This window comes from uncultured Methanobrevibacter sp. (genome assembly GCF_937906425.1).
Lineage (GTDB): Archaea > Methanobacteriota > Methanobacteria > Methanobacteriales > Methanobacteriaceae > Methanobrevibacter.
On sequence record NZ_CALCYR010000005.1, the window covers coordinates 1 to 22,936 of the forward strand.

Below are 22,936 nucleotides of genomic sequence, written 5' to 3' on the forward strand. Positions count from 1 at the left end.
TAATTAAAACTAATTAAAACTAATTAAAACTAATTAAAACTAATTAAAACTAATTAAAACTAATTTAAACTAATAAAAAATTAAAATTTTAAAAATAAAAATTATTATAAAAATTTAATTTATAATCTAAAGGAAATTATTTATTCAATGGTTTAAATGAAACAATAAAATCACTTAAATCATAATCAAATCTATTGAATTTAACCGGTTTGGCATAAACTCTTTTAATAACCTTAGCTCTTGCAAAACCTTTAGTTGTTTTTCTTTCTTCCGTTTTAATTACATGAACTCTTGCAATATACTTGTCTATCTTGATAATGTCATCAACGGAAATCTTAAAGTCACGTTCTGTTTCACATTTAAAGGAAGCAACCTTTCCATGCAAGTCAATTGAAACTCCAAAACGTGCAGGAATCTCTTCAGAAGAAGCCCAAATGGTTCTTATATCCCTAGCAATAGTTTTATCAACTCTCTTTTCATCATCAAGTTCCAATGAAGTAATCTTAACCTTACCCAATTCGGACATAAGGTAATCCCCAACATGAAGTTCTTCATCAGGGAATAAATCAATAAATATCTTATGAGTATTTTCATGTTCACTAATAATCAATCTAAATGGTTTTGGTTTTTCTTGAGTGATTGTTTCCTTATATACAGATCCGCAGTCATCACATTTCAACAACAATTCACGAATATCCTTGGATTTTGCATTAATAACCTTATTTTTCAATACAACTGCTTCATCACTTCCACAAACAGGACAAACCATTTTCTCACCTCACATAACTTTTAATTCGATAAAAATCTTTAATAAATATTAAAAAAACATTAAATTTCAAATTAAATCATTTTTTTTAATTTTTAGTTTAAATTTAAAGTCTAACTGAATATAAAAACATTTGAATTAAAAACTTTAATTAAAAACTTTAAATTAAAAACTTTAAATTAAAAACTTTAAATTAAAAACTTTAAATTAAAAAAATTAAATTTTTAAAATCCAATTCAAAACTTAATTAAAAGAAGTAAATTTAATTATCATATTTATTATAGAATTAGTTTATTATAAATCTTATGATTAAAATGAAATTAATAAAAAAAGTTCTAAAAAATATTGAAAAAAATAAAAAAGTCAATCTTGAAAAAAATTAAAATCAAATCAAAAATCAATTAATAAATACCTCTTAAAAAAAAGGAATTTAAAAATCAAGTCAAAGATAAATATTAACAAAACCTCTTGAAAAAAAGGAATTTGAAAATCAAATCTAAGATATAATTTTAATTAAAATTTTAATTAAATAAACAATAGAAAAATAATACAAGTATTCATTTAATTAAATAGAAAATTAATTTAATGAAACTTATTCCTTACTTTTAATATAATGATTAACTAGACCACCATCAGACAGTATATTTACCATAAATTCTTTAAAAGCTTGGAATTCAACAATGACATCAGTAGTTTCATTATGAATAATTCCCCTTTCCAGATCCACTGAAACAATATCTCCATCATCAGCTTCAATATCTGCAACAACTACCGGCAAACCAATGTTGATTGCATTTCTATAAAAGATGCGTGCAAATGATTTTGCAATGATAACATCTACACCTGATGCCTTGATAGCTACAGGTGCCTGTTCCCTTGAAGAACCGCAGCCAAAGTTTTCACCGGCAAGAATCACATCACCCTGCTGAACATTGTGAGTGAAATCTGCCCTTTCACCTTCGAGAACATGTTCTGCAAGTTCCTTAGGATCAAATGTTCTTAAATATCTTCCAGGAATGATAACATCAGTATCGATATTATCTCCAAAATTCCATACTTTTCCTCTAATTTCAGCCATAGTATTCACTACATCTATAAAATAATTAATAAAACTCAAGTTTTTAAAATAAAAATAATAAGGAATAATAAAAAATAATTAAAAATTATTTTTCAATAACAAATCCATGATTTTGTGCTTTAGTAACTTTAACACGAGATTCGTCACCTATAATATCTGCAGCTGCCTTAACAATGTCCTTATTTTCATCATCAAAGACTGTGTATAAGGTAGGTCCAAATGAACTGATACCTACACCATAAGCTCCAGCATCTTCAATAGCCTTCATTGTAGGTAGGAAACTGGAATCAAGACTGTGTTCAAGTTTATTAAAACCAACATTTTGAAGTTGGGAAATCGCCCAACCGAAGTTTTTAATGTCCTTTTCAACCAGAAACGGAATTAAATTCATTAAAACCAAGTGTGAAACCTGTTCAACTTCAGTTTTTGGAATAGGGCAATAGGTTTGGAAAACGTTTACTTCCTGATCATCATAAACATGTTCCTCAACTTCAGGAATTGCCAAAAGAATATTCCACTCTTCAGGGAATTCATATCTGGCAACTAAAGCAGGAGGTTTTGCAGTAGATGCAGAAGAAGGTAAAAATCCAGGTTTTTCCTCTAAACTGTGTCCCCCATCAACAATTAAACCACCGAATTCATGGGCAAAAGTTCCAATTCCTGAGGTTCCGCCTCTTCCAACCATGGTACTTAATTCTCTACTGTTAAATTTAAGACCCATGGTTTCAGTCATTAAATGAGCTGTTGCCACAGCAATCTGGGTTCCGGAACCTAATCCTGAATGAGGAGGGTAAGCTTCCAGAACTTTAAAATGGAAGCCTGATTCAATATTGCAAGCCTTTGCAATAAGTTCAGCTGCTTCAGGAATCTTTATAATACATTCTTCCTTAGAATCTTCAGCAACACTATCAGCAAATTCTAAAGTAAAACCTTTTTCATTAGTTTCTTCACTTTCTAAAACAAATTGTGGGTCACTAAGTGCAAGACCTACACCGCCATCAATCCTCTTATATGATCCATTCATGTCAATAAGAGTCATATGTAATCTGGAAGGTGCTCTAATAATCATAATTTCACGACCTTAATAATACCTATTTTAATTCTCTATTGAACCTCAATCAATAATAATTCTCTTTAATATCAATTGAACATCAATCTCAAATGAAAATTAAAATAATAGTTTTCAACATCCAAAAATAATAAAAAAATTAAATGAATTTAATATAAAAAATTAATAAGTATTTTAATTCAATGAAAATTAAATAAACAAAATAAAATGAATTAAATTTAAAAATTTCATCATATTTAACCCAATTTATTAATTTAATTATTAAATAAAATTAATAATTTATAGATTTAACTATTTAAACTTATTGAAAAATTTTAAGACAATTAAAGATTTTTTTAATGATTTAAGTGAAAATATTATAAAAAAGTCTAAAAAAAGTCCAAAATAATAAAAATAATCATAAAAATATTAAAAAATTATTAAAAAAATTGAAAACTGTATAATATTTTAAAAAACAATTTAAAAAAAATAGTTTAAATTATAGTAAAAGACAATTAAGAAAAAAAGTAAATTAATAAAAAAGTCTAAAAAGAATAAAAAATGAGTAAAAAGATAAAAAAAGATTATAAGTTAAAAAAAGAATAAAAAAAGAATAAAAAAGAGTAAAAAAGAGTAAAAAAAGAGTAAAAAAAGAGTAAAAAAAGATTATAAATTAAAAAAAGAATAAAAGAAGATTAAAAAAAGAATAAAAGAAGATTAAAAAAAGATAAAAACTTAAAAAAGAGTAAAAAATTAGAAGAGAAAACTATTCGTCTTCATCCTCTTCTCCAGTCTTGTCATTAAATTCAGTCATTTTCTGATTTAATGGGACTGAAAACTCATCCTCAATAGCTTGCCTATAAATTGAATTCATTGTACAGAATGGAATAACTCTTCCATCAGGTACTGCATAATGAATAACACAATCTTTTACCCTATCAGTATCAAAGTTAAATGGATCCATAAAGTGCATACATGATATGAGTAAGGAATTGGTGTGGAATTCACCTAATGACTCATAAGATTGATTCTTAAAGATGTCAATCAAAATCTTTTTCATGTTCAATCCTTTAGGAGATTCCTCTTCATTAATCAATTTAGGAATGTTTTTAACTGCACTTGCTAAAATTCTAGGTTTAATAGCAAATGAACCGTTTTCTATCTTTTCAGTGTATCTTTGCAAGAAAGCCAAGAATCCGTCCACATCAATAAATCTTGTGACAGGAATGATATTGTCTTCTTCCATAAAGATATAGGTAGCTGAACCACAGTGTTGGTGGCAGTTTAATGTTGCAGGAGCAACTTGTCCCTGCAATGCACCAATGAACTCTGAAACAGGTTGAACTGATGTGGCTGAATAGAAATCATCCTTTGAAATTTGACCGTCGGTTTGTTCCTCAATCAAATGCAAGAAGTCCGGAATGGTAATTCTTTGCTCCTCCACCTGATCTGATGGAGTTCTTCCAGAGAATGAAACCGGTTGGAAGTTTACACCGTGAACGATATCAATATTTTCAATAGCCAATCTAACGATGTCTCCCACTTGCTGGTCGTTAACACCCTTAACCACAGTAGGCACAAGCACAATACCTAAACCTGCCTTCCTACATTTTTCAATGGCTTCCAGCTTGACATCCAATAAATTCTTATTTCTTGCAACCAAGTAAGGTTCTTCTGTAACACCATCAAACTGAAGATAAACTGTATTCAAACCGGCATCCTTTAATTCTTGAGCATAACCATCCTTTTTAGCAATCCTAATACCATTGGTTGCAATTTGAGTATGTGAAAATCCTTCTTCCTTAGCCATTCTAATCAAGTCAGGCAAGTCTTTACGAACGGTAGGCTCACCACCAGCATATTGGATAGCTGGAGCAGGAACAGGCTTTTCATTCCTCAAGTTTCTAAGCATTTGACGAATCTCATCTTGAGTAGGTTCGAACAATTGTTTGGAAACAGCTGCATTTGCAAAACAGATAGGGCATTTTAGGTTACATCTGTTTGTTACATCAATCAATCCTAAAACTGTAAAAGATTCATGTTCTGAACAAATTCCACAATTTTGAGGACATTTTGCAACCTTTTCCACCATAGGATTTTCCAAATCTTGAGTAATTGAATCATATTGGTCCACTCTACCGTATAATTCTGCATCACTCCAATAAGTATTATTAAATTCCCCATGTTCAGGGCATTCTTTTTTAATCCAAACCCTGCCATCCTCTTCATAGACCTCAGCTTCTAAAGGTTTAAGGCATGTTGGACATAAACTGGTTGTATTTTTAATAAACATAAAATCACCTCATACAATCTGTACAAACAATATAATCAGTTAAGCATAAAATAAATTAGTCTTTTAGAATAAATTCTGAATTAATTTATATAAATATTATATAGCATATAATTTATTAATGTACTTTATTTATTTTTCATAATATTTAAATTTAATATCAATCACTTATTAATTATAATAATTTTATCATATTTAAATTGATTGATTGATTGAAAATCAGAAAAATCCATTAAAAATTGTGAATGAAAATAAAAAATTTCTTAAAATACATGAAAAAACTGATAAAAATAGAACAAATAAACAAAAACATTATAGTATAGTTCATATATAAATAAAAAATAATTAAAAACTATTTGAGGGTTTAAAATGGAATTAAGTGAATGGATTAAATTAAATAATATCCCTAACAATAGAATATTAAAAATTCTTGAAGAATACGAACAGATTAAAGCGATAGAATTTAATGATCCGGAAGATGTTCAAAAAGAAGTGGAAGAACATGGACTTCGTTATGTTGCTTACAAATATAATGTTGGGGAAAAGGAATTGAAGGAATACGGTTGGAGATTTAAAAAACGAGACAAAGATGGAAAAAGAAGAGAAGAAACTCCAATTGTTAAAACAGATGAACAAAAACCCCTTGTAGACATTTTTGATGACTAAATAAAAAAAATAAAAAAATTAAACTGATAAAAATAGCATTTAAAAAAAGAAAAATAGTTTGATTTTAATTAAAATTAATTAATACCAAACGTCCTTAATTCCAAGCAAGTATGCAATAGAATTAGATCCTATATGAAGTATAATTGTTAGGATACAAATAATTATAAAGAAGTGCCAACTGATTTGAACAAAGATAAAACTTAAAATCAATGCCCCAATTACAAAATCCAATTGATCCATGATTGGAGCAGGCTCTCCGCTTTTAAGCCCCATTCTTCTTTTTAGGAAACTGCCTACAGCATCACCGAATAATGCACCGAATGCCATAAGGAAACCTAGAACCAAACCGCCCAATACACTTTCATAAACGTGAATATTAATAATTCCACCGGTTAAAACACTTAAATCTCCATAGAATGAACCAATAAGGCCTAATATCCCACCGACAATTGTTCCAAGTACAGTTCCACTGTAAAATCCTTTCCATGTTACGCCATTTCCAATAAGTCTGCTACCATCAGAGAAATCCTTTCCGCCATCAATAGGAGCTCCCCCTCCAAATGCAAGACCGCTAAGATTGGATACATATGCAGGCAACATGAAATACACTGCACCGAAAATAGAAATGACTAAATTTAAAACTTGTGATTCCATTATTTACCTCAAAAAATTAAAATTAAATAGAAAAAATACTATAAAAATATGCTAAAATTAAAAATTAAAAATTAAAAAATTAAAAATATAAAAATTTGACAATTGAAAATTTAAAATTTAAAATTTTTAAAAACTGTTTTAATAATTATTTAATTTAATATCCTATTTAATCTTATATTTTTAATTGTTAATAAATATAATCCCTAATTAAAAAAATTTTAAAAAATTTTAAAAATTATTTTAAAAAATAAAAAAAGAAAAATTAATTAAAAATATATTAAAAGTTCATTGAAAGAATAAAAATAAAACTAATGGAAAATCAATTATAATTTTAAAAATAATAGTAATATAAGACCTTAAATTTAAAAATAAGCTTAATATAATGATTAAAATTAAAAATAAGAAAAAATATTTAAAAAATAATTACATGAAAAAATAATAAAATTTCATGAAAACTATAAAAATCTTCATGAAAAGAAAAAACTTTCAATCAAACTAAGCAAAAAGCATTCATGAAAAGAAAAAAACTTAACTAGCCAATCTAAACCAAGAACATTGATAAAAAGAAAAAAACTTAACTAGCCAATCTAAACCAAGAACATTGATGAAAAGAAAAAATTAACTAGCCAATCTAATATAAGAGTCTTCAATTAGACTATAAGATTGTTTAAATGCATTTACCTTACCATCAACTTCAGGAATTTCATAAACAAAAACCCTTGAACCAGTTTTAACTATAGGAGTGTCAACTGCTGCAATGGAAGTACTTTTACTAGGTTGGGAAGCATTTCTCTGATAATAATTAAATCCTATGTCCTTGGAAACTTTTTTAGCCAATTTAACTGAAGCCTTATCCATTGTAGGAGTAGCTATATAATATCCTTCACCATAGCCAGGCTCATGATCATGACCGATGATGACCAAATCCAAATCCTCTTTTTTAACATCTTTCACCACATAATCATGAACAAGGGATTCTCCATTGGCACGACCCTTAGTGAAATCTTCAGGATGGTCCGTTACATTAACCCTATAACTGATAATCTCAACATCAGGATGGGTGAAAGCAAACAATTGACAAACCAGAGGAAGAACAAACTTATGGTTTAATTCCCTGGAATGCATTCCTGAAACCACTCCAATCTTTACTGAAGCATTATTGGTATGACAAAAACTTATCTTCGTAACTGACCCCAGGTTATTTTCTCCTATTAGCTCACTGGACCCTTCAGAATATAAAAAAACTGAAAATACTAAAAGAGCAAGAACAACCAAGACAATAAGAATTATTTTCGCTTTCTTTCCCATAAAACCACTTTACAAGTTATAAAAACTCTAAATTAGATTCCAAATTAATAAAAAAATAAAAAAATATTAATAAAAACTCCAAATACCAAACCAAAATTAATAAAAAAATAAAAAATATTTAAATTAAAAAAATATTTAAATTAAAAAAATATTTAAATTAAAAAATTTGACTTAAATCATATAATCTTTCATCATTAAAGCTGTACCAATAGCTGGAGCTACTGTACATTCGTCATCACTATAAAAGTCTCCCATTGACTGAACTTCCAAACCTAAGAGTTTTGCAGCTTCAGCACATAAAATATCCTTACCTAAACCTGTAACAATTACCTTATCAAGGTTTTCACGTTCAGAGACTTCCTTAAGACCTGCAGCAATTTGTTCAACTTGTTTTTTGTGGATATAATCAGCCATTTCAACAACTTCATCATAGGATAGAATATCCAAATCTGCACAAACAACTCTTGAAATTCTTCTAGCAGATTCTTCCTTAGATTTACCTGCACCATCACAGGTAGCACAGACATAATCCCTATCCTCAATCAAATCCAAAACATTATAAACGTCTGCAGTTATAGCAAACAATTCAGAAGCTACCCTATAATCATTTCCATTAAGTGGAATTGAATCAAGAAAACTGGTAAGATTTGTTCTCAATGTTCCAGTGTAAACAAGTTCGCCGGTAACGGATCTTTCAAAATCGGTTCTGCCCTTAGCACATTCCTTTCCATCCTTGATTGGAATAATATCTGTTGTTGTACTTCCTGTATCAACAAAAATACAATTCTTATCAATTTCTGCAACGATTTTAGAGGTTGCAATCCAATTTGCAGCTGCAACATTCAGGGGATTTTCAATAAGTTCCTCTAGGGAAAGCACCTTTTCAAGTCCAATGTATGCAACAGGACAATCAAATAAGTTTTCACAAGTGGTGGCTATGTCTATAACACCTTCTGTTTTAGTTTCAAAGGCATCAACCAATTCAGCAGTCATTGAAATCCCAACAGCATCAATCTCATCAATAGGGCATAATTTTTCTATCAAGTCGATTAGGGTTACTCCCAACTTATCATTGGAAGACCACATAGGGAGATACTCGAAATCAGTCTGAATATCCTTAATTTCACCATTTTCAAATTCTATAATTGCCAAATCAGTGTTTGCACCACCAATATCAAAACCTGCTACTTTCATTATATCACACAGTAAATAATTAAAAATTAAAACATTGATTAAAAATTTAAAATAAAAAATTATTAAAAATTAAAAAATAAATTAAAAATTTAAAATAAATTAAAAATTTAAAATAAAAGATTATTAAAAATTAAAAAATAAATTAATAATTTAAAATAAAAAATTAATAATTCAAATAAATAAATTTAGTTATTTCTTATAAATATCTTTTTGTATTTCCAATATCAAATAAACAAAAAACCATTCAAATCAATTAAAATTACCAAAAACAAATCCAAAGAATAAAACCATTCAAATCAATTAAAATTACCAAAAACAAATCCAAAGAATAAAACTATTCAATATTAATGTCTAAAATTCCATTTTCATCCTTTAGGAAATGTACCTTGGAATTATAGGAAATATTCCTTTCAAGCTCTTCAACATCCATATTTCCATCCAAAAGATCTATGATTGAAGATGCTATATTGAAATCAGCTATCTTTTGAAGACCTACATAGGAAGTTGTGAATCTGGAATTGATTTCAATAAGATAAACTTCTCCTTCTTCAGTTATAATTAAATCCACACCAATAAAACCTTTCAAACCGGGAATAAATTCACAAGCTTTCTTTGCAAGTTCAAATGCCTGATTCTTAAATGGATTTTCATATGGAGTGCAACCTCCAACATACTTTCCCCCTTCATCAGTGATTTCAATAACCTGCTTATTCAAGCTGATTGGAACTGCAGTCTTGCCGTCACTTATTAAACTGACACTGCAGACATCTCCTTCAATAAATTCCTGAATCACAAATCTGGAGCCATCATCATAAATGTTTTCCAATTCATCAATATCCAATTTGGAAGATATTAACTTAATGTTTTCACAATCCACACCAAAACGTGGCTTTGCAATTAACTTATGTTCCTTTTCAATTTCCCTATCAGAATTATCCAGAACTGGAATGTCCCTAGGTTTTTGCATAATTGGAACTGAATCAGATTGACTGTCTCCATAATCTCCATTGATAGTGTCAAAAAAGATTTGAATAGCCCTTTTCCAATAGGTTTTACTATTTAAAAGAATGTTGAAAGTCATAGGTTGCCTTACCCTGCGACCCAGATAATCAAAGATTTCATACTTGTCACTGCAGAGCTTTACAGAATATGAATCGGAACCATATACACTTACATTTTTAGATTCCAATATTTTAGTAAAGTTATAAATATCCATATTAGCCTCAGAAGCTACAAACATAGCCTTTGAAAAGATTTCTGCATTATTTTCCAACCATCCTTCAAGGCTTTCACCTATAACAATGGTCTTTACATCAAAATCCAAATCATCAAATAAATCTTCAAATTCCTTTGAAACCAATACATAAATGTCCTTATCCCTTAATTCGATTGCAAGAGACCTTATTATTTCTTCAGCTTCTGAAACAATAGACAAATCAGTCACTCCAGAAGAAGTAAAATATTCAAATATCAATATAGAATCCTGATTAACATTTTTTAAATCTGACATTTTAACACTATCCCAATTAAATAATTCATAATAAAATTAAACTTATAAAACAATTTACCAAATAAGCAAAAATTTATTAATTTTCCCATTCAGCAAAATACCATTCATTATCTTTCTTTTCAAAATATGCCTTTGTATTTAAGGTCCATACCCCTTTAGAACCATAAACCTTAGCATTTAAAGTCACATCTGCAATAAGAATTGCATTGTTTGAGTTAATTATAATTTCAGGAAAATTGATAATTGATTCATAATAATTCAAGGTTCCATCCATTATCTCTTCAATGAAATCTTCCTTATTTTGTCTTCTGCCACTCATATGAGTCAAATGATAATCATCCGAAATAATCTCATTTAGTTTTTCCTCATCCTTTTCAATCATGGCAAGCTGGAGTTCCTTAAACCTATCAAGAACCTTTTCCTCTCTAAAAGAAAATTTTTTATCTGAAATTAGCTTAACTAAATTATTCATATTACCCCTATAGAAAAATTAAATTAAATATCCATTCTCATAAAAAAATGAGCATCATATCAAAAAACTTAAAAGCCTAATTTTCATATCCTCATAAACAAATGATTATTATTCAAAATAGTTAAAACCTAATTATTATAATCCTCATAAATTACAGTTAAACCATTTAAATTCAAGTCATCATAGGGGAATCTAATCTCCTCTTTCTCAAAAACTATTTTTACAAGAGAATTGTTCTTATTTTCAAATTCCAAAACACTAATGTCTTCATCAATGACTTTCATATGACGTGTGAAACTTGACATGAGCTCATCTGGAGCAATCATCTTAAGGGTGTCGTTCTTATCTGCATCCTCAATGATTTTTACCATAAGTTCTGCAGCATTTCCCATACCATAAGGATTTTTAGCCTCTTTCATACTTCTTGCAAAGTCCTTATCATCAAGGATTTTTCTTGCATTTTCCAAAATCACATGTTTATCTGAACCTACAAGAATGTTTCCCCCGGCAGCAACGGTTTCCGGACGTTCAGTGTTATACCTTAAGGTAAGTGCAGGGACATCAAGGGTTATTGCCTCTTCCTGAAGACCTCCGGAATCTGTTAGGATAAAGCTTGATTTGGAGATAAGGAGCAAAAAGTCCAAATAGCCAACAGGCTTGATGATGTGAACATGATTCAAGCCATTCAACCTGTCAAATAGACCAAAGTTTTCCATTGTCTTTTTAGTTCTTGGATGTATAGGGAAAATAATATTCACATCATCCAATTCCTCCAAAGCCTCAATGATATTGGTTAATCTATCCTTATCATCAACGGTTTCAGCCCTATGCATTGTCAAGGCAACAATATTATCCATATTGTCAATATCCAAGTCTGCAAGAGACTTATCATAATCAGACTTATCACGGGATCTTGAAATTTCAAGGTTTCTAAAGCAGGCATCAACAACAGTATTGCCTGTAATGAAGATTCTCTTTCTTGAAATGCCTTCCATTGCAAGATTTATGGCAGATTCTTCTGTTGGAACAAAATATAACTTTGAACAGATGTCTGCAGCCAATCTGTTAATCTCTTCAGGCATTGTTTCATCAAATGAACGAAGACCTGCTTCAACATGACCAACAGGAATATGTAATTTACTTGCAACAAGAGCGCCAGCCAATACAGCATTGGTATCACCTTGAACAAGTAATATGTCTGGTTTTTCATTGAGAAGAACCTCTTCAATCCCTTCCATCATCTTGCCGGTTTGCCTACCATGAGAGCCGGAACCTACATGAATATTGTAATTTGGCGTAGGTAATTTTAAGTCTATGAAGAAATTCTCAGACATCTCCTTATCATAATGCTGACCTGTATGAATCAATAAAAGCTCATGACCTCTTTTTTCAATCTCATCCATAACAGAAGCCATTTTAATAATTTCAGGCCGGGTTCCCAATACAATAGCTATTTTCATATTAAAACATCCCTTTTCATAAAATAATCAATATAAAATATTACTTAGTTGAAAAAAATTATAAAATTCATACACTATTTTAATTTTTATACTTTTTAAAATATATATTTAATATATACTTTTGTTTAATATAAACTATAAACTAGTTTTAAAAGAAAGAAGGAATATATAAAAAAATTAACTATTTTTAAAAGAAAAAAATTAAAAAAATACAGATACTATGAAAAATCCTGACTTAATAATTAATGAAAAAGAGTATTTTAAGGCAAATGACTTAAATTCATTAAATTTCCATAAGGGACAATTGTATGAAACGATTGTAACAAGCCAAAACAAGGAATTAGAAAAGAATGCTGCAGCAATTGGAGTCGTATGTAAGGATTCAAGCCATATTGTAATTTATCTAAACAATTGTAAAAATACCCAAAGAAACATTTTGGAAAATGGAGAGTTTATTGTAAATATATGCAAAGACCCCCTAATTTTTACATATTCTACAATTGGAAAACTGGAAGATGAATATTTTAGTAAATACAATGAATTTCCAATAATCAAAGACAATCTGGGATTTTTCAAGGGGCATGTAATTAAAGTAAATGAAACAAAAAGAGAAAATGACTTCAATAATGGCATAGGCCATGTAGTGACTGCAGAAGTCAATGACATTTACTTTAGAAAACCGGAGTCAATAGAACCGATAAACAGAGCCCAGAATGCAGTAATTGAAAGCCTTATTTACTATTGCAGATTTGATGGAAAATATAAAAAGAAGCAAAAGGAAATCTGGGAACATATTTTAGAGTTAAATAGACTTAGCCAAAGGGTTGGAAATGAATCTGAAAAGAAATCCATGAAAATCATATTAGATAAAATGAGAGAAAGATTTGATCTTGAATAAAATCATTAAAAAAAAGTTTAATCATGAAATAAATAATAAAGTTTAATCTTGAATAAAAGATTTAAAATAATAATAAACTTTAATCCTTACTAAAATCATTAAAATAAGTAAATTTAAAAGAATAAAAAATATTAAAAAAAGAAATAAATTTAAAAGAATAAAAACTAATTTTAAAAAAAAATAAAAAAATCATAGAAGAGTTCTATGATTAATCCTTTTTAATTTTTCTAAAATGGTAAATGATCATACTGCTTTAAGTTACTGAATGAATTTATGTTCCAATTCTTAATGTTTCCCAAACTGTTTCTGGAACTTGTAGCGTCAGCAGAGTACCAAATTCCGCCAATATAAATTTGAGCCCATACATGTCCAGTGACCAAACCACTTGAGAAGGTACATCCCTTACCATGTGAAAATCTTGCAGTAATATTTGCTGCCCTGCAGAGAGCAACAATCAAATTGGATTTGTCACAACAGTTTCCAGATTTTGTACTTAAGGTCTTTGCAGCTCCCTTCTGACTGTTTGCATAATAACTGTAGGAAATATTATCCCTTACATAATTGAATATTGCAAGAGCCTTTGACCAAGTGCTGGTCTTACCGGCAGTCAGACTAATGGCCAAATTCTTGATTGCAGTTGTAACAGCATCATGCCCTGAACTTTCCAAATATTTTGCAAGCTCCGAACTGCTTAAGGAAGCAATCTGATTTAAACCAGACATATACTGGCTTAGATTACCCTTTTTAGTCACATTTGCATCACTGAAGTCACTGCTTGAAAGAATCAAATAACTTGGCAATACCTTTTTTGCACCATAATATTGCAATGCCTTAGAAAGCCCAAATGTATAAAGATTTGGTGAAAGTAAACCTAAACTGGTATTTATATAATTAGGAATCTCATTATTCTCATCAGCATAAGAGATTAAATTCTTAGCAAGCAAAGTGTAGTTTGCCTTATATAAATTACCATTTATGGACTTGCTTCCATTATTTGAATAGTTTGAACTAATGTTTATAAGTCCAATATATCCGGAAGTCTTATTTGAATTAATACTGATTAATGCCTTTGCCATCAAATAAGAGAAACCGCTTAAATTGACTTTAACCCCATTTACTGAAACAGTTGCTGGAACCCTTGCATTCTTTTCAACATAAGTTCTAAGGCTTGTTGCAGCAGATATTATTTGACTGATTGAAAATACCTTATCGGATTTTACATTCAAACTAAGAGATCCTGATGCGGAAGCATATTCACTGTCTCCTGCAAACTTATAGGTCAAATTATAGGATTTTGGACTAGTTACATTTACATTAAAGCTTACAGCACCGCTAGAATTGGTAGTTTCATTATAAGTTTTTCCATTAAATGTCACTGTAATATTTTTAGACCCCAATGGATTTCCACTGCCATCAGTTAGGCTAATGGAATAATCGCTTCCATTCATTATGGAAGTTCCGGAATTGCTAAATTTACTGGATAATCTTACGGTTAAATTAAGATTTCCGGAAGATGATGAACCATAATAGGAACTGCCTCCATACTTATATGAAAAACTGTATGTGCCCGCTTTGGAAGGGTTGATCTTTAAGCTTGCAAGACCCTTTGAATTTGTTGTCTTATTATAGGTTTTTCCATTGAAAGTAAAGACAATCTTTTTAGAAGCCAATGCTTTTTTATTTGCATCCTTCAATCTAACGGAATATGTCTTTCCTGCAACAATGCTTGATGATGAGCCTGTCAAGGAGGTTCCTAACTTAACCTTGATGCTTGCAGAGCCTGAACTTGCACCATATAGGCTATCTCCTGCAAACTTATAGCTTATCTTATAGCTTTTTCCTGCAGCGGAATTGATAGTTATGCCTGCAATACCCTTTGCATTAGTAGTTTTCTTATAGGTCTTACCTCTATAAACAATGGAAACCGTCTTATTTGACAGGACACTGCCCTTATTGTCCTTAAGGCTTAGGGAGTAAACCTTCCCCTTAACAATAGAACTGCCTGAATTTGAAAGGCTTGTTGGAATCTTTACAAATAGGGAAACTATTCCAGAGGAAGAAGAGCCATAATAGGAACTGCCTGCATAGGAACATGACAAGTTATAGGTATTGTTTGCATCAGCATTGATTTTTAAGCTTGCAATACCTTTTGAATTTGTTGTCTTATTATAGCTTTTTCCATTGAAAGTAAAGACAATCTTTTTAGAAGCCAATGCTTTTTTATTAGCATCCTTCAATCTAACAGAATAAGCTTTACCCTTAATAACACTGGAAGCTGAAGCTGTCAATGAAGTTCCTAACTTGACCTTGATGCTTACAGAGCCTGAACTTGCAGCATAATAATTATCTCCTGCAAACTTATAAGTCATCTTATAAGTTTTTCCGACAGCTGAACTGATTTTTAAACTAACAACACCCTTTGCATTAGTAGTTTTCTTATAGGTCTTACCACCATAGACAATGGAAACTGTCTTATTTGCCAACACATTGCCTCCAGCATCCTTTAAGCTAAGGGAATATGATTTGCCCTTAACTACAGAACTGCCAGAATTTGATATTGCTGTTGCAGCCTTTACAACAGTGAATGAAAATGACTCAGACACATTTTCGTATGAATCATCACCATCAAATGAAACAGAAATACTGTAATTTCCAGCCTTCCTATTCATAATAAAATAGACTTGACCAGTTTCATCTGTGGTCTTTGCATAAGTCTTATTATTAAAAGTTAATGTTAAACTCTTGTTTGATAATGATGAATTTGTGTTTTTATCCATTAAAGTGACATTAAAAGAATTTCCGTAACTTACTTTGGAACTTGAACTGACTAGTGCAGTTTCATTCTTAGCAGCTAAAGAATCACTTGAAGAACTAGAACCTGAACTAGAATTAGAACTAGAACCTGAACTAGAATTAGAACTAGAACCTGAACTGGAATCTAAACTTGAATTAGAACTAGAACCTGAATCAGCCAATATCCTAGAATCAGAAATATCCTTAGAAAGATTCTCTTCTCCACCAGCATTTATTTCCAAATTGGAATCCTCTAAACTTAAATTGCCAGATTGATTATCCAAAGCTAAATCTGACATGTCACTGACGTCACTTGCAGAAACGGAAGCCATTAACATAAAAATCAATGCAACCATTACTAAAAGCAACGTAGAATTTTTAATTGAAATTTTTTCACCTCAATACATTAAAAAAGTAAAAAGAAAATTTATATTAAAAAACATTTTTAAGAATTCTAATTAAAGCCAACTTAAAAAAAACTAAAATTATTAAAAAAAACATTTAAGAATTCTAATTAAAGTCAACTAAAAAAAATTAAAATTAATTAAAATTAATTAAAATTAATTAAAAAATTAAATGAAATAATGAAATTTTCTTTAAATTTTTTTAAAGAAAAATTAAGAAAAAATATCATTTTAGGACTTATTTTGCCTAAAAAGCTCATAAATCTTTTTTAATGTTGATAAAATATAAGATTTAATAATATATAAATCTTTTCCATGAAAAATTAAAAATTAAATGCCTAAAAAGAGTTGAAAACAAAATTAAACAATAAAAATAAGATAAAAAGTTAAATAAAAATAATAAAATAATTTAAAGTAAAAAATAATAAAAAATATAGAATTAAAAAAGAAATAAAAGATTTATTGCAAATTAAATTAAAAACAATAGAATAATAGTTTATTAGATAAAATAAGACAAAAATAAAACTATTTATTAAAAATATGAATAAATAAAAGCCAATAATATCAAATATAAACTAAAATTAAGTATTTTTATTCAAATAGAATAATAAAGACTTTTTGATAATTGAAATAAAAATATTAAATTTTAATAAATCTAAAATTGATTAATAAGACTACAAACTAAAATGTTTAAATTGATAAATAAAAGTTAAATAAGAATTAAACAAAAATTAAAAACCTGTTTAAAAAATTAAGCATTTTAATAAATTATATAATACTATTTTATTAAATATAAAAACTTTATTTATTAAATATAAAAACTTTATTTTTTATATAATTTTATTATTAAAATTTAATTAAAATATATAATAAAAAATTGAGTTAAAATCATAATAAGATTGATATTAAAATTATAATAATATTGATAAGAAGAGGATTTATTTTCAATAGCGTTCCATAGTATTCCATAGAAAATTAATCTAAGATTTTGGATAAAAAAAATAAAAATTAATCTAAAGATTTTGGATAAAAAAAAATAAAAATTAATCTAAAGATTTTAGATAAAAAAATAAAAATTAATCTAAAGATTTTGGATAAAAAAAATAAAAATTCAGACAAAAAAATTAGATAAAAAAAATCAAGGGAATAATAAAAATCTAAAAAATAATTTTATTAAAAAATTAGAAAAATTAATAAAATTTACAAAAACATGTAAAAAAATCCAATTACATGTAATTACATGTAATAAAAAAATAGCTGAAAATAGTTTAATCTTCTGTTAAGTCTTCAAAACTTTTCAACATAGACTCAGTAACCGAATAAGTTCTTTGCAAATCAAATAAACTATCCACAAGATTTCTTCTAAATCTTTCACATGCATAATCATCATAGCGGAAGCGAATTCCATCATATTCAATATCCATCAAAATCAGGTTTTCAGGTTCAACAACCTTTATATATGCTCTTGGTTCATCATCTGATGGATCCAATAATTTCATTACATCATCCAGTGAGAGCTTTCCATAATTTACATCCAAAAAGACTCTCATCATCTTACGAACCATATTCCACAGGAAGCTTTCACCATAAATATCAACAAAAATAGGACTATAAGACTTATTCAAATGAGCATAATCATTTTTACTGTTTTTATCATCCTCATTTATTGCAGGGGCGCTGATGACTATATCCTCAATTGTTCGAACAGTTGTCTTTTGCTTTCTTTTTGTAAAATTAGTGAAATTATGGGTTCCCTTAAATAATTCGGCAGTTTGTCTTAAAAGATCCATATCCAAGTTTTGCTCAAAAAGAATATAACGATACCAACGCATTTGAGCATATCTAGGCTTGAAACCAAATCTTACAGGAGCCCATCCAATGATTTGAATGTCATCAGGTAAGCTGTTATTAATCTGGTTTATGCGAACTTCCTTTTCACTTTGAAAACTGATTACATTTCCCAAACTGTGAACACCTGCATCGGTTCTGCCGGCTATACGAAAACGTGAACTTTTCAAATCATCTATATACTCCAATTTCCTTAGATGATAAATCAATTCCTCCTCAACGGTCCTTACATCAGGCTGTCTTTGAAATCCATGAAAATTAGTCCCAATATAAGCAATTTTTAAAGCAGTTCGTTTCATAAAATCACAATTTAATTCGTTTAAAAAAAAAATGATTAAATTAGCCAATAAAATTTTATTATAAATTTAATTATTTTGGAGTTGTTAATATAAATTTAGTAATTAAAAACTTAAATATTTTAGTAAAATCAATCCGGAAAAATTAAAATTTTAAAAAACATTTTAAAAATATTTAAAATTTATATTATACAATAACAAAATATTAACTATGGAAAATATGCATAATGAAAAGGAATCTGTTAGCCTTTATCAAAACTATAAAATAGATTCTGAAATTAAAAACACTGCAGAGAAATATTATTTTATCTTTGATGAGCGAAAACTTCTGCTTTTAAACAATCAAATCCCCCTAATTAAAGGTTTGGATGAATTGGGAATCCCAAATAATAATATTAAAAACAATATTTATTTAGGAGAATTCTATTTAAAAGATTCCTATGTTGTAGAATTGGAAAACTGGGAAAATAAGGACAATTTTGACTTTGTCGAATTATATGAGCTTTTTGACATCAATGAGGAAATCTACTATCTTGCAGGAAGGGCAATCCAGGTATTGGATTGGGAAAATACACACCAATACTGCGGCAGATGCGGCTCTAAAACCTACACTTCAGAAATTGAAAGGGCAAAAGTCTGTCCAGAATGTGGATTTATGAGTTTTACAAGGATTTGCCCTGCAATCATTACCACAATCATCAAGCAAGAGCGAGATGAAAAAGGAAATATTGAAAATAAGCTTTTAATGGCAAAGCATTCCTATCATGAACATAACAGGTATTCTCTAATTGCAGGATTTTTAGAAGCTGGGGAAACCATAGAGGAAGCTGTTCAAAGGGAAATTAAGGAAGAGGTAGGAATTGAAGTAGAGGATATTGAATACTTTGGAAGCCAATCCTGGCCATTTCCAAACTCCTTGATGATTGGATGCATATGCAAATACAAATCCGGAGAAATTAATGTTGATGGAAATGAGATAGTCAAGGCAAAATGGATGTCTAAGGAAGAGATTGAACTGCCTGAATCAAATATTTCCATATTTTCCAAACTGTTAAGAAATTTTATTGAAAATTTCTAAAATTTTTTACTAAATTAACAATAAAAAGAAAATAAATTTTTCAAAACAAATCTAATCAATAGATATATTAATTTATTAAAATAAAATTAATATGGAAAAGAAATTATTTGAGTTAATATTATTTTTATCAAAAAATTAAATAAAAAAAATAAAATACAATTTTCTTCAGAAAAAAATTAAATTAAAAAAAAATAAAATAAAATAAACTTTTCATCAGAAAAAATTAAATAAAATTAAATTAAAATAAATAAAATTTAATTAAATTAAATTATAAAACCAAATAATAGTATTTAGGTGTTTAAATGTCATTTCAAGATAATAAAATGTTAATTATGCCTGCTGTAGATATAAAAAATGGCAAATGTGTACAGCTTGTTCAAGGAAAACCTGGAAGTGAACAGGTAATTATTGAAAATCCTGAAAAGGTTGCAAAAAAATGGGAAGATGAAGGTGCTGAAGTGGTTCATGTAATTGACCTTGACGGTGCCCTTGAAAGTGTAACAAATATAGAAACCATTAAAAAGATTTTAAATGAAGTTTCAGTTCCTATCCAACTTGGCGGAGGAATCAGAAGCATTGAATATGCTGAAGAATTGTTAAACTTAGATATTGACAGATTAATTATAGGAACTATGGGAATCAAGCAACCTCAAGTAATCTCCCAACTTGCAGAGGAATATGGATCTGAAAGAATAATGATTTCCCTTGACAGTAAGGACAATAAGGTTGTAATTAAAGGTTGGCAAGAAAAAATAGACAAATCTGCAACTGAAATAAGTAAGGAATTTGAAGAACTTGGAGCGGGAAGCATTTTATTTACAAATGTAGATGTTGAAGGATTGCTTGGAGGATTTTATGTAAATCCGGTAGTTGAATTGGTGAATTCAGTAAATATCCCAGTTGTTTACTCTGGAGGAATTACAAGTCTTGATGATTTAAAACAATTACAGACAACTGGAGCTAAAGGTGTTGTAATCGGTTCAGCATTATACAAGGACAAGATAAAGCTCAAAGACGCCTTGAAATACCAAAATATTGAATAAAATAACTGCATTTAAATAAAATAATAAATACATGATTAAAAATTAAAAATTAAAATTTGAAATTAAACTTTTGATTAAAATTAAAATTTAAAATTTAGAATAAGAATTTTTGATTAAAAATTAAAAATTAAAATTTTAAATTAAATTTTTGATTAAAATTAAATTAAAAATTAAAAATTAAAAATAAAATCATAGATATATGATTAAAATTAAAATTTAAAATTGAATTTTTTATTAAAATAATTAAAATCATACTAATGAATTTATATTTCCTAATTTAAAAAGAGGAGAACGAAATATGAAAGTAATGGCAACAGGAACATTTGATTTATTACATCCGGGACATGGAGTCTATCTTGAAAAGGCAAAGGAATTAGGGGGAGAAGATGCAGTCCTTGCAGTTGTAATAGCTAAAGATTCAACAGTTATTAAAAACAAGAGAATTCCTGTTATTGACGAAAATCAGCGTTTAGAAATGATAAAATATTTAAAACCTGTTGATGAAGCATATCTTGGATATGAAGGGGATATGTTTAAAATTGTAGAGGAAATCAAACCGGACATTATTGCTATCGGTGCAGATCAAGGACATAGCGTTACAAAATTACAGGAACAACTGGACAAAAGAGGAATCAAGGCTACTGCAAAAAGAGTGGATGTTTATAGAAATGCAAAATTGGACAGTTCCTGCAAGATAATTAAAAGAATTCAGGAAACTGATTTAAAAAGCAAAAACTTGGATTGCAAATAAATAATTTTTAAAATGGATTATTATGCTTGAATCCATTAAAAAAAAATGGCTAAAACCAATTTAAAAAAATAGTGAAATAATTTAATTAGGTTAAGTTTACATGTAATTTCATGTAAAGAAAAATCTAATTAAAATTATCCAAATAACAAAAAGAAATCAATTAATAATTATTATTAAAAATAAAGAGAAATTATAGAATTAAATTGAGGTTAAACAATGGTAAATGTAGCAATTGTAGGAGCAAGTGGATACACAGGAGGAGAACTTGTAAGATTACTTTCAAAACATCCGGAAGTGGAAATAACAGACATTACTTCAAGACAATATGAAGGTACTCCCTTTGAAAAAGTCCACCCACACATTAGAGGAACAGGACTTGCATTCACAAATAAAAAACCTGGAGAAATTGATGCAGACATAATATTTACAGCAACTCCACATGGAGCTTCAATGAAAATAGTTCCAGAACTTCTTGAAACTGGAGCAAAGGTAATTGACTTAAGTGGAGACTACAGATTCAATGACATTGAAGTTTATGAAAAATGGTATGGCCTTAAACATGAAAATGACATTGAAGGTGTTTACGGACTTCCTGAAATCCATAGGGAAGAAATCAAAAAGGCAAACTTGATTGCAAACCCAGGATGCTTTGTAACCGGTGCAATCCTATCAGGCATTCCTGCATCCAAGGCAAAACTTGCAGACAGAATGATTGTTGATTCAAAAACTGGAGTAAGTGGAGCTGGAGTAAATCCGAGTACAACAACACATTATCCAAATATTGGAGACAATGTAAACCCTTATAAGGTAACTGCACACAGACATATGCCTGAAATCCAACAGGAACTTGGTGCATTTTCAGATGTTAGAATTTCATTTACACCACATCTCGTACCTGTAAACAGAGGAATCCTTACAACTAACCATGTTCTCCTAAACAGTGAAAATGAGGATATCACAAGTGAGGAAGTATTGGAGCTTTACAAAAAAGAGTATAAGGGCGAACCATTTATTGAAATCTTGGACATCAGTGAAATTCCTCGCCTAAGCAGTGTAAGAGGATCCAATTATGCACATATCGGTTGCTTTGAAATTGATGAAACCGGAAGACTTGTCATTGTTTCAGCTATTGACAACTTGGTTAAAGGTGCATCAGGACAGGCAATACACAACATGAACATCATGTGCGGCTTTGATGAAAAAGCAGGATTGGACTTTTATGGAATGCATCCATAATTAAAAAAGAATTAAAAGAATTTTTAATCAATATTTAATTGATTAAAAATCTAATTTATTTTAACAAAAGCTCCCAAAACACCAAAAGCATTTAAAAAAATATCAAAAAAACAAAATATATATACTTATTAAAACAATTTATA

The 22,936-nt window shown here is 28.9% G+C and carries 18 protein-coding genes; 6 read left to right on the forward strand and 12 right to left on the reverse strand.

The features are described 5' to 3' along the window. Positions 1 to 136: 136 nt before the first annotated feature. The 4 genes from Q0138_RS00095 to tes form a co-directional block, all read right to left on the reverse strand. Positions 137 to 769 (reverse strand): HVO_0476 family zinc finger protein, encoded by a 633-nt coding sequence (locus tag Q0138_RS00095; protein ID WP_297979203.1) that lies wholly within the window; start codon positions 767 to 769, stop codon positions 137 to 139. A gap of 589 nt (positions 770 to 1,358) precedes the next feature. Next, positions 1,359 to 1,844 (reverse strand): homoaconitase small subunit, encoded by a 486-nt coding sequence (gene hacB, locus Q0138_RS00100; protein WP_297979206.1) that lies wholly within the window; start codon positions 1,842 to 1,844, stop codon positions 1,359 to 1,361. Between the two features lie 85 nt (positions 1,845 to 1,929). Continuing rightward, positions 1,930 to 2,913 carry a beta-ribofuranosylaminobenzene 5'-phosphate synthase gene (locus Q0138_RS00105; RefSeq protein ID WP_297979208.1) on the reverse strand — a complete coding sequence of 328 codons (984 nt, stop codon included), beginning with the start codon at positions 2,911 to 2,913 and terminating at the stop codon, positions 1,930 to 1,932. 745 nt (positions 2,914 to 3,658) lie between these two features. Continuing rightward, positions 3,659 to 5,185, reverse strand: coding sequence for a tetraether lipid synthase Tes (gene tes / locus Q0138_RS00110; protein WP_297979212.1), 1,527 nt, complete (start codon positions 5,183 to 5,185; stop codon positions 3,659 to 3,661). 366 nt (positions 5,186 to 5,551) lie between these two features. Here tes and Q0138_RS00115 point away from each other — a divergent pair, with 366 nt between their 5' ends. Continuing rightward, positions 5,552 to 5,848 (forward strand): hypothetical protein, encoded by a 297-nt coding sequence (locus tag Q0138_RS00115; protein WP_297979215.1) that lies wholly within the window; start codon positions 5,552 to 5,554, stop codon positions 5,846 to 5,848. Between the two features lie 78 nt (positions 5,849 to 5,926). On the opposite strand, the gene Q0138_RS00120 is transcribed toward Q0138_RS00115, so the two are convergent. The 6 genes from Q0138_RS00120 to wecB form a co-directional block, all read right to left on the reverse strand. Beyond that, entirely contained in the window at positions 5,927 to 6,502 is a 576-nt protein-coding gene (locus tag Q0138_RS00120) for a CDP-2,3-bis-(O-geranylgeranyl)-sn-glycerol synthase (protein WP_297979217.1), read from the reverse strand. Between the two features lie 618 nt (positions 6,503 to 7,120). Beyond that, on the reverse strand, positions 7,121 to 7,810 hold the full coding sequence (locus tag Q0138_RS00125; protein WP_297979219.1) for a hypothetical protein: 690 nt from the start codon (positions 7,808 to 7,810) through the stop codon (positions 7,121 to 7,123). 171 nt (positions 7,811 to 7,981) lie between these two features. Then, positions 7,982 to 9,004 carry a hydantoinase/oxoprolinase family protein gene (locus tag Q0138_RS00130; protein ID WP_297979221.1) on the reverse strand — a complete coding sequence of 341 codons (1,023 nt, stop codon included), beginning with the start codon at positions 9,002 to 9,004 and terminating at the stop codon, positions 7,982 to 7,984. 334 nt (positions 9,005 to 9,338) lie between these two features. Next, complete coding sequence (locus Q0138_RS00135) at positions 9,339 to 10,514, reverse strand: ATP-grasp domain-containing protein (RefSeq protein WP_297979223.1); 1,176 nt, start codon at positions 10,512 to 10,514, stop codon at positions 9,339 to 9,341. A 76-nt stretch (positions 10,515 to 10,590) separates the two neighbouring features. Then, positions 10,591 to 10,986, reverse strand: coding sequence for a nuclear transport factor 2 family protein (locus tag Q0138_RS00140; RefSeq protein ID WP_297979225.1), 396 nt, complete (start codon positions 10,984 to 10,986; stop codon positions 10,591 to 10,593). A 128-nt stretch (positions 10,987 to 11,114) separates the two neighbouring features. Then, positions 11,115 to 12,446: a non-hydrolyzing UDP-N-acetylglucosamine 2-epimerase gene (gene wecB, locus Q0138_RS00145; RefSeq protein ID WP_297979228.1), complete on the reverse strand. Its 1,332-nt coding sequence runs from the start codon at positions 12,444 to 12,446 to the stop codon at positions 11,115 to 11,117. Between the two features lie 220 nt (positions 12,447 to 12,666). Between wecB and Q0138_RS00150 the strand changes: the two genes are divergently transcribed. Then, a complete protein-coding gene (locus Q0138_RS00150) occupies positions 12,667 to 13,344 on the forward strand; it encodes a DUF447 domain-containing protein (protein WP_297979230.1) in 678 nt (225 codons plus the stop codon). Between the two features lie 227 nt (positions 13,345 to 13,571). Here the strand turns inward: Q0138_RS00150 and Q0138_RS00155 are convergent, their stop codons facing one another. Further along, positions 13,572 to 16,475 (reverse strand): transglutaminase-like domain-containing protein, encoded by a 2,904-nt coding sequence (locus Q0138_RS00155; protein WP_297979233.1) that lies wholly within the window; start codon positions 16,473 to 16,475, stop codon positions 13,572 to 13,574. 1,334 nt (positions 16,476 to 17,809) lie between these two features. After that, positions 17,810 to 18,688 carry a tRNA pseudouridine(38-40) synthase TruA gene (truA, locus tag Q0138_RS00160; RefSeq protein ID WP_297979235.1) on the reverse strand — a complete coding sequence of 293 codons (879 nt, stop codon included), beginning with the start codon at positions 18,686 to 18,688 and terminating at the stop codon, positions 17,810 to 17,812. A gap of 217 nt (positions 18,689 to 18,905) precedes the next feature. Here truA and nudC point away from each other — a divergent pair, with 217 nt between their 5' ends. The 4 genes from nudC (at position 18,906) to argC (ending at position 22,793) form a co-directional block, all read left to right on the forward strand. After that, positions 18,906 to 19,763 (forward strand): NAD(+) diphosphatase, encoded by an 858-nt coding sequence (gene nudC, locus Q0138_RS00165; protein ID WP_297979237.1) that lies wholly within the window; start codon positions 18,906 to 18,908, stop codon positions 19,761 to 19,763. A 302-nt stretch (positions 19,764 to 20,065) separates the two neighbouring features. Then, positions 20,066 to 20,806 carry a 1-(5-phosphoribosyl)-5-[(5-phosphoribosylamino)methylideneamino]imidazole-4-carboxamide isomerase gene (hisA, locus tag Q0138_RS00170; RefSeq protein ID WP_297979240.1) on the forward strand — a complete coding sequence of 247 codons (741 nt, stop codon included), beginning with the start codon at positions 20,066 to 20,068 and terminating at the stop codon, positions 20,804 to 20,806. A gap of 298 nt (positions 20,807 to 21,104) precedes the next feature. Continuing rightward, complete coding sequence (locus Q0138_RS00175; protein ID WP_297979244.1) at positions 21,105 to 21,557, forward strand: FAD synthase; 453 nt, start codon at positions 21,105 to 21,107, stop codon at positions 21,555 to 21,557. Between the two features lie 216 nt (positions 21,558 to 21,773). Further along, positions 21,774 to 22,793, forward strand: a complete 1,020-nt coding sequence (gene argC / locus Q0138_RS00180) for an N-acetyl-gamma-glutamyl-phosphate reductase (RefSeq protein WP_297979247.1) — start codon at positions 21,774 to 21,776, stop codon at positions 22,791 to 22,793. Positions 22,794 to 22,936: the final 143 nt, after the last annotated feature.

What these genes read in the sequence shown, in the direction of transcription:
- Q0138_RS00095 (WP_297979203.1), bottom strand. Translation starts at nt 769, where the DNA reads ATGGTTTGTCCTGTTTGTGGAAGTGATGAAGCAGTTGTATTGAAAAAT.
- hacB (WP_297979206.1), bottom strand. Translation starts at nt 1,844, where the DNA reads ATGGCTGAAATTAGAGGAAAAGTATGGAATTTTGGAGATAATATCGAT.
- Q0138_RS00105 (WP_297979208.1), bottom strand. Translation starts at nt 2,913, where the DNA reads ATGATTATTAGAGCACCTTCCAGATTACATATGACTCTTATTGACATG.
- tes (WP_297979212.1), bottom strand. Translation starts at nt 5,185, where the DNA reads ATGTTTATTAAAAATACAACCAGTTTATGTCCAACATGCCTTAAACCT.
- Q0138_RS00115 (WP_297979215.1), top strand. Translation starts at nt 5,552, where the DNA reads ATGGAATTAAGTGAATGGATTAAATTAAATAATATCCCTAACAATAGA.
- Q0138_RS00120 (WP_297979217.1), bottom strand. Translation starts at nt 6,502, where the DNA reads ATGGAATCACAAGTTTTAAATTTAGTCATTTCTATTTTCGGTGCAGTG.
- Q0138_RS00125 (WP_297979219.1), bottom strand. Translation starts at nt 7,810, where the DNA reads ATGGGAAAGAAAGCGAAAATAATTCTTATTGTCTTGGTTGTTCTTGCT.
- Q0138_RS00130 (WP_297979221.1), bottom strand. Translation starts at nt 9,004, where the DNA reads ATGAAAGTAGCAGGTTTTGATATTGGTGGTGCAAACACTGATTTGGCA.
- Q0138_RS00135 (WP_297979223.1), bottom strand. Translation starts at nt 10,514, where the DNA reads ATGTCAGATTTAAAAAATGTTAATCAGGATTCTATATTGATATTTGAA.
- Q0138_RS00140 (WP_297979225.1), bottom strand. Translation starts at nt 10,986, where the DNA reads ATGAATAATTTAGTTAAGCTAATTTCAGATAAAAAATTTTCTTTTAGA.
- wecB (WP_297979228.1), bottom strand. Translation starts at nt 12,446, where the DNA reads ATGAAAATAGCTATTGTATTGGGAACCCGGCCTGAAATTATTAAAATG.
- Q0138_RS00150 (WP_297979230.1), top strand. Translation starts at nt 12,667, where the DNA reads ATGAAAAATCCTGACTTAATAATTAATGAAAAAGAGTATTTTAAGGCA.
- Q0138_RS00155 (WP_297979233.1), bottom strand. Translation starts at nt 16,475, where the DNA reads ATGTTAATGGCTTCCGTTTCTGCAAGTGACGTCAGTGACATGTCAGAT.
- truA (WP_297979235.1), bottom strand. Translation starts at nt 18,688, where the DNA reads ATGAAACGAACTGCTTTAAAAATTGCTTATATTGGGACTAATTTTCAT.
- nudC (WP_297979237.1), top strand. Translation starts at nt 18,906, where the DNA reads ATGCATAATGAAAAGGAATCTGTTAGCCTTTATCAAAACTATAAAATA.
- hisA (WP_297979240.1), top strand. Translation starts at nt 20,066, where the DNA reads ATGTCATTTCAAGATAATAAAATGTTAATTATGCCTGCTGTAGATATA.
- Q0138_RS00175 (WP_297979244.1), top strand. Translation starts at nt 21,105, where the DNA reads ATGAAAGTAATGGCAACAGGAACATTTGATTTATTACATCCGGGACAT.
- argC (WP_297979247.1), top strand. Translation starts at nt 21,774, where the DNA reads ATGGTAAATGTAGCAATTGTAGGAGCAAGTGGATACACAGGAGGAGAA.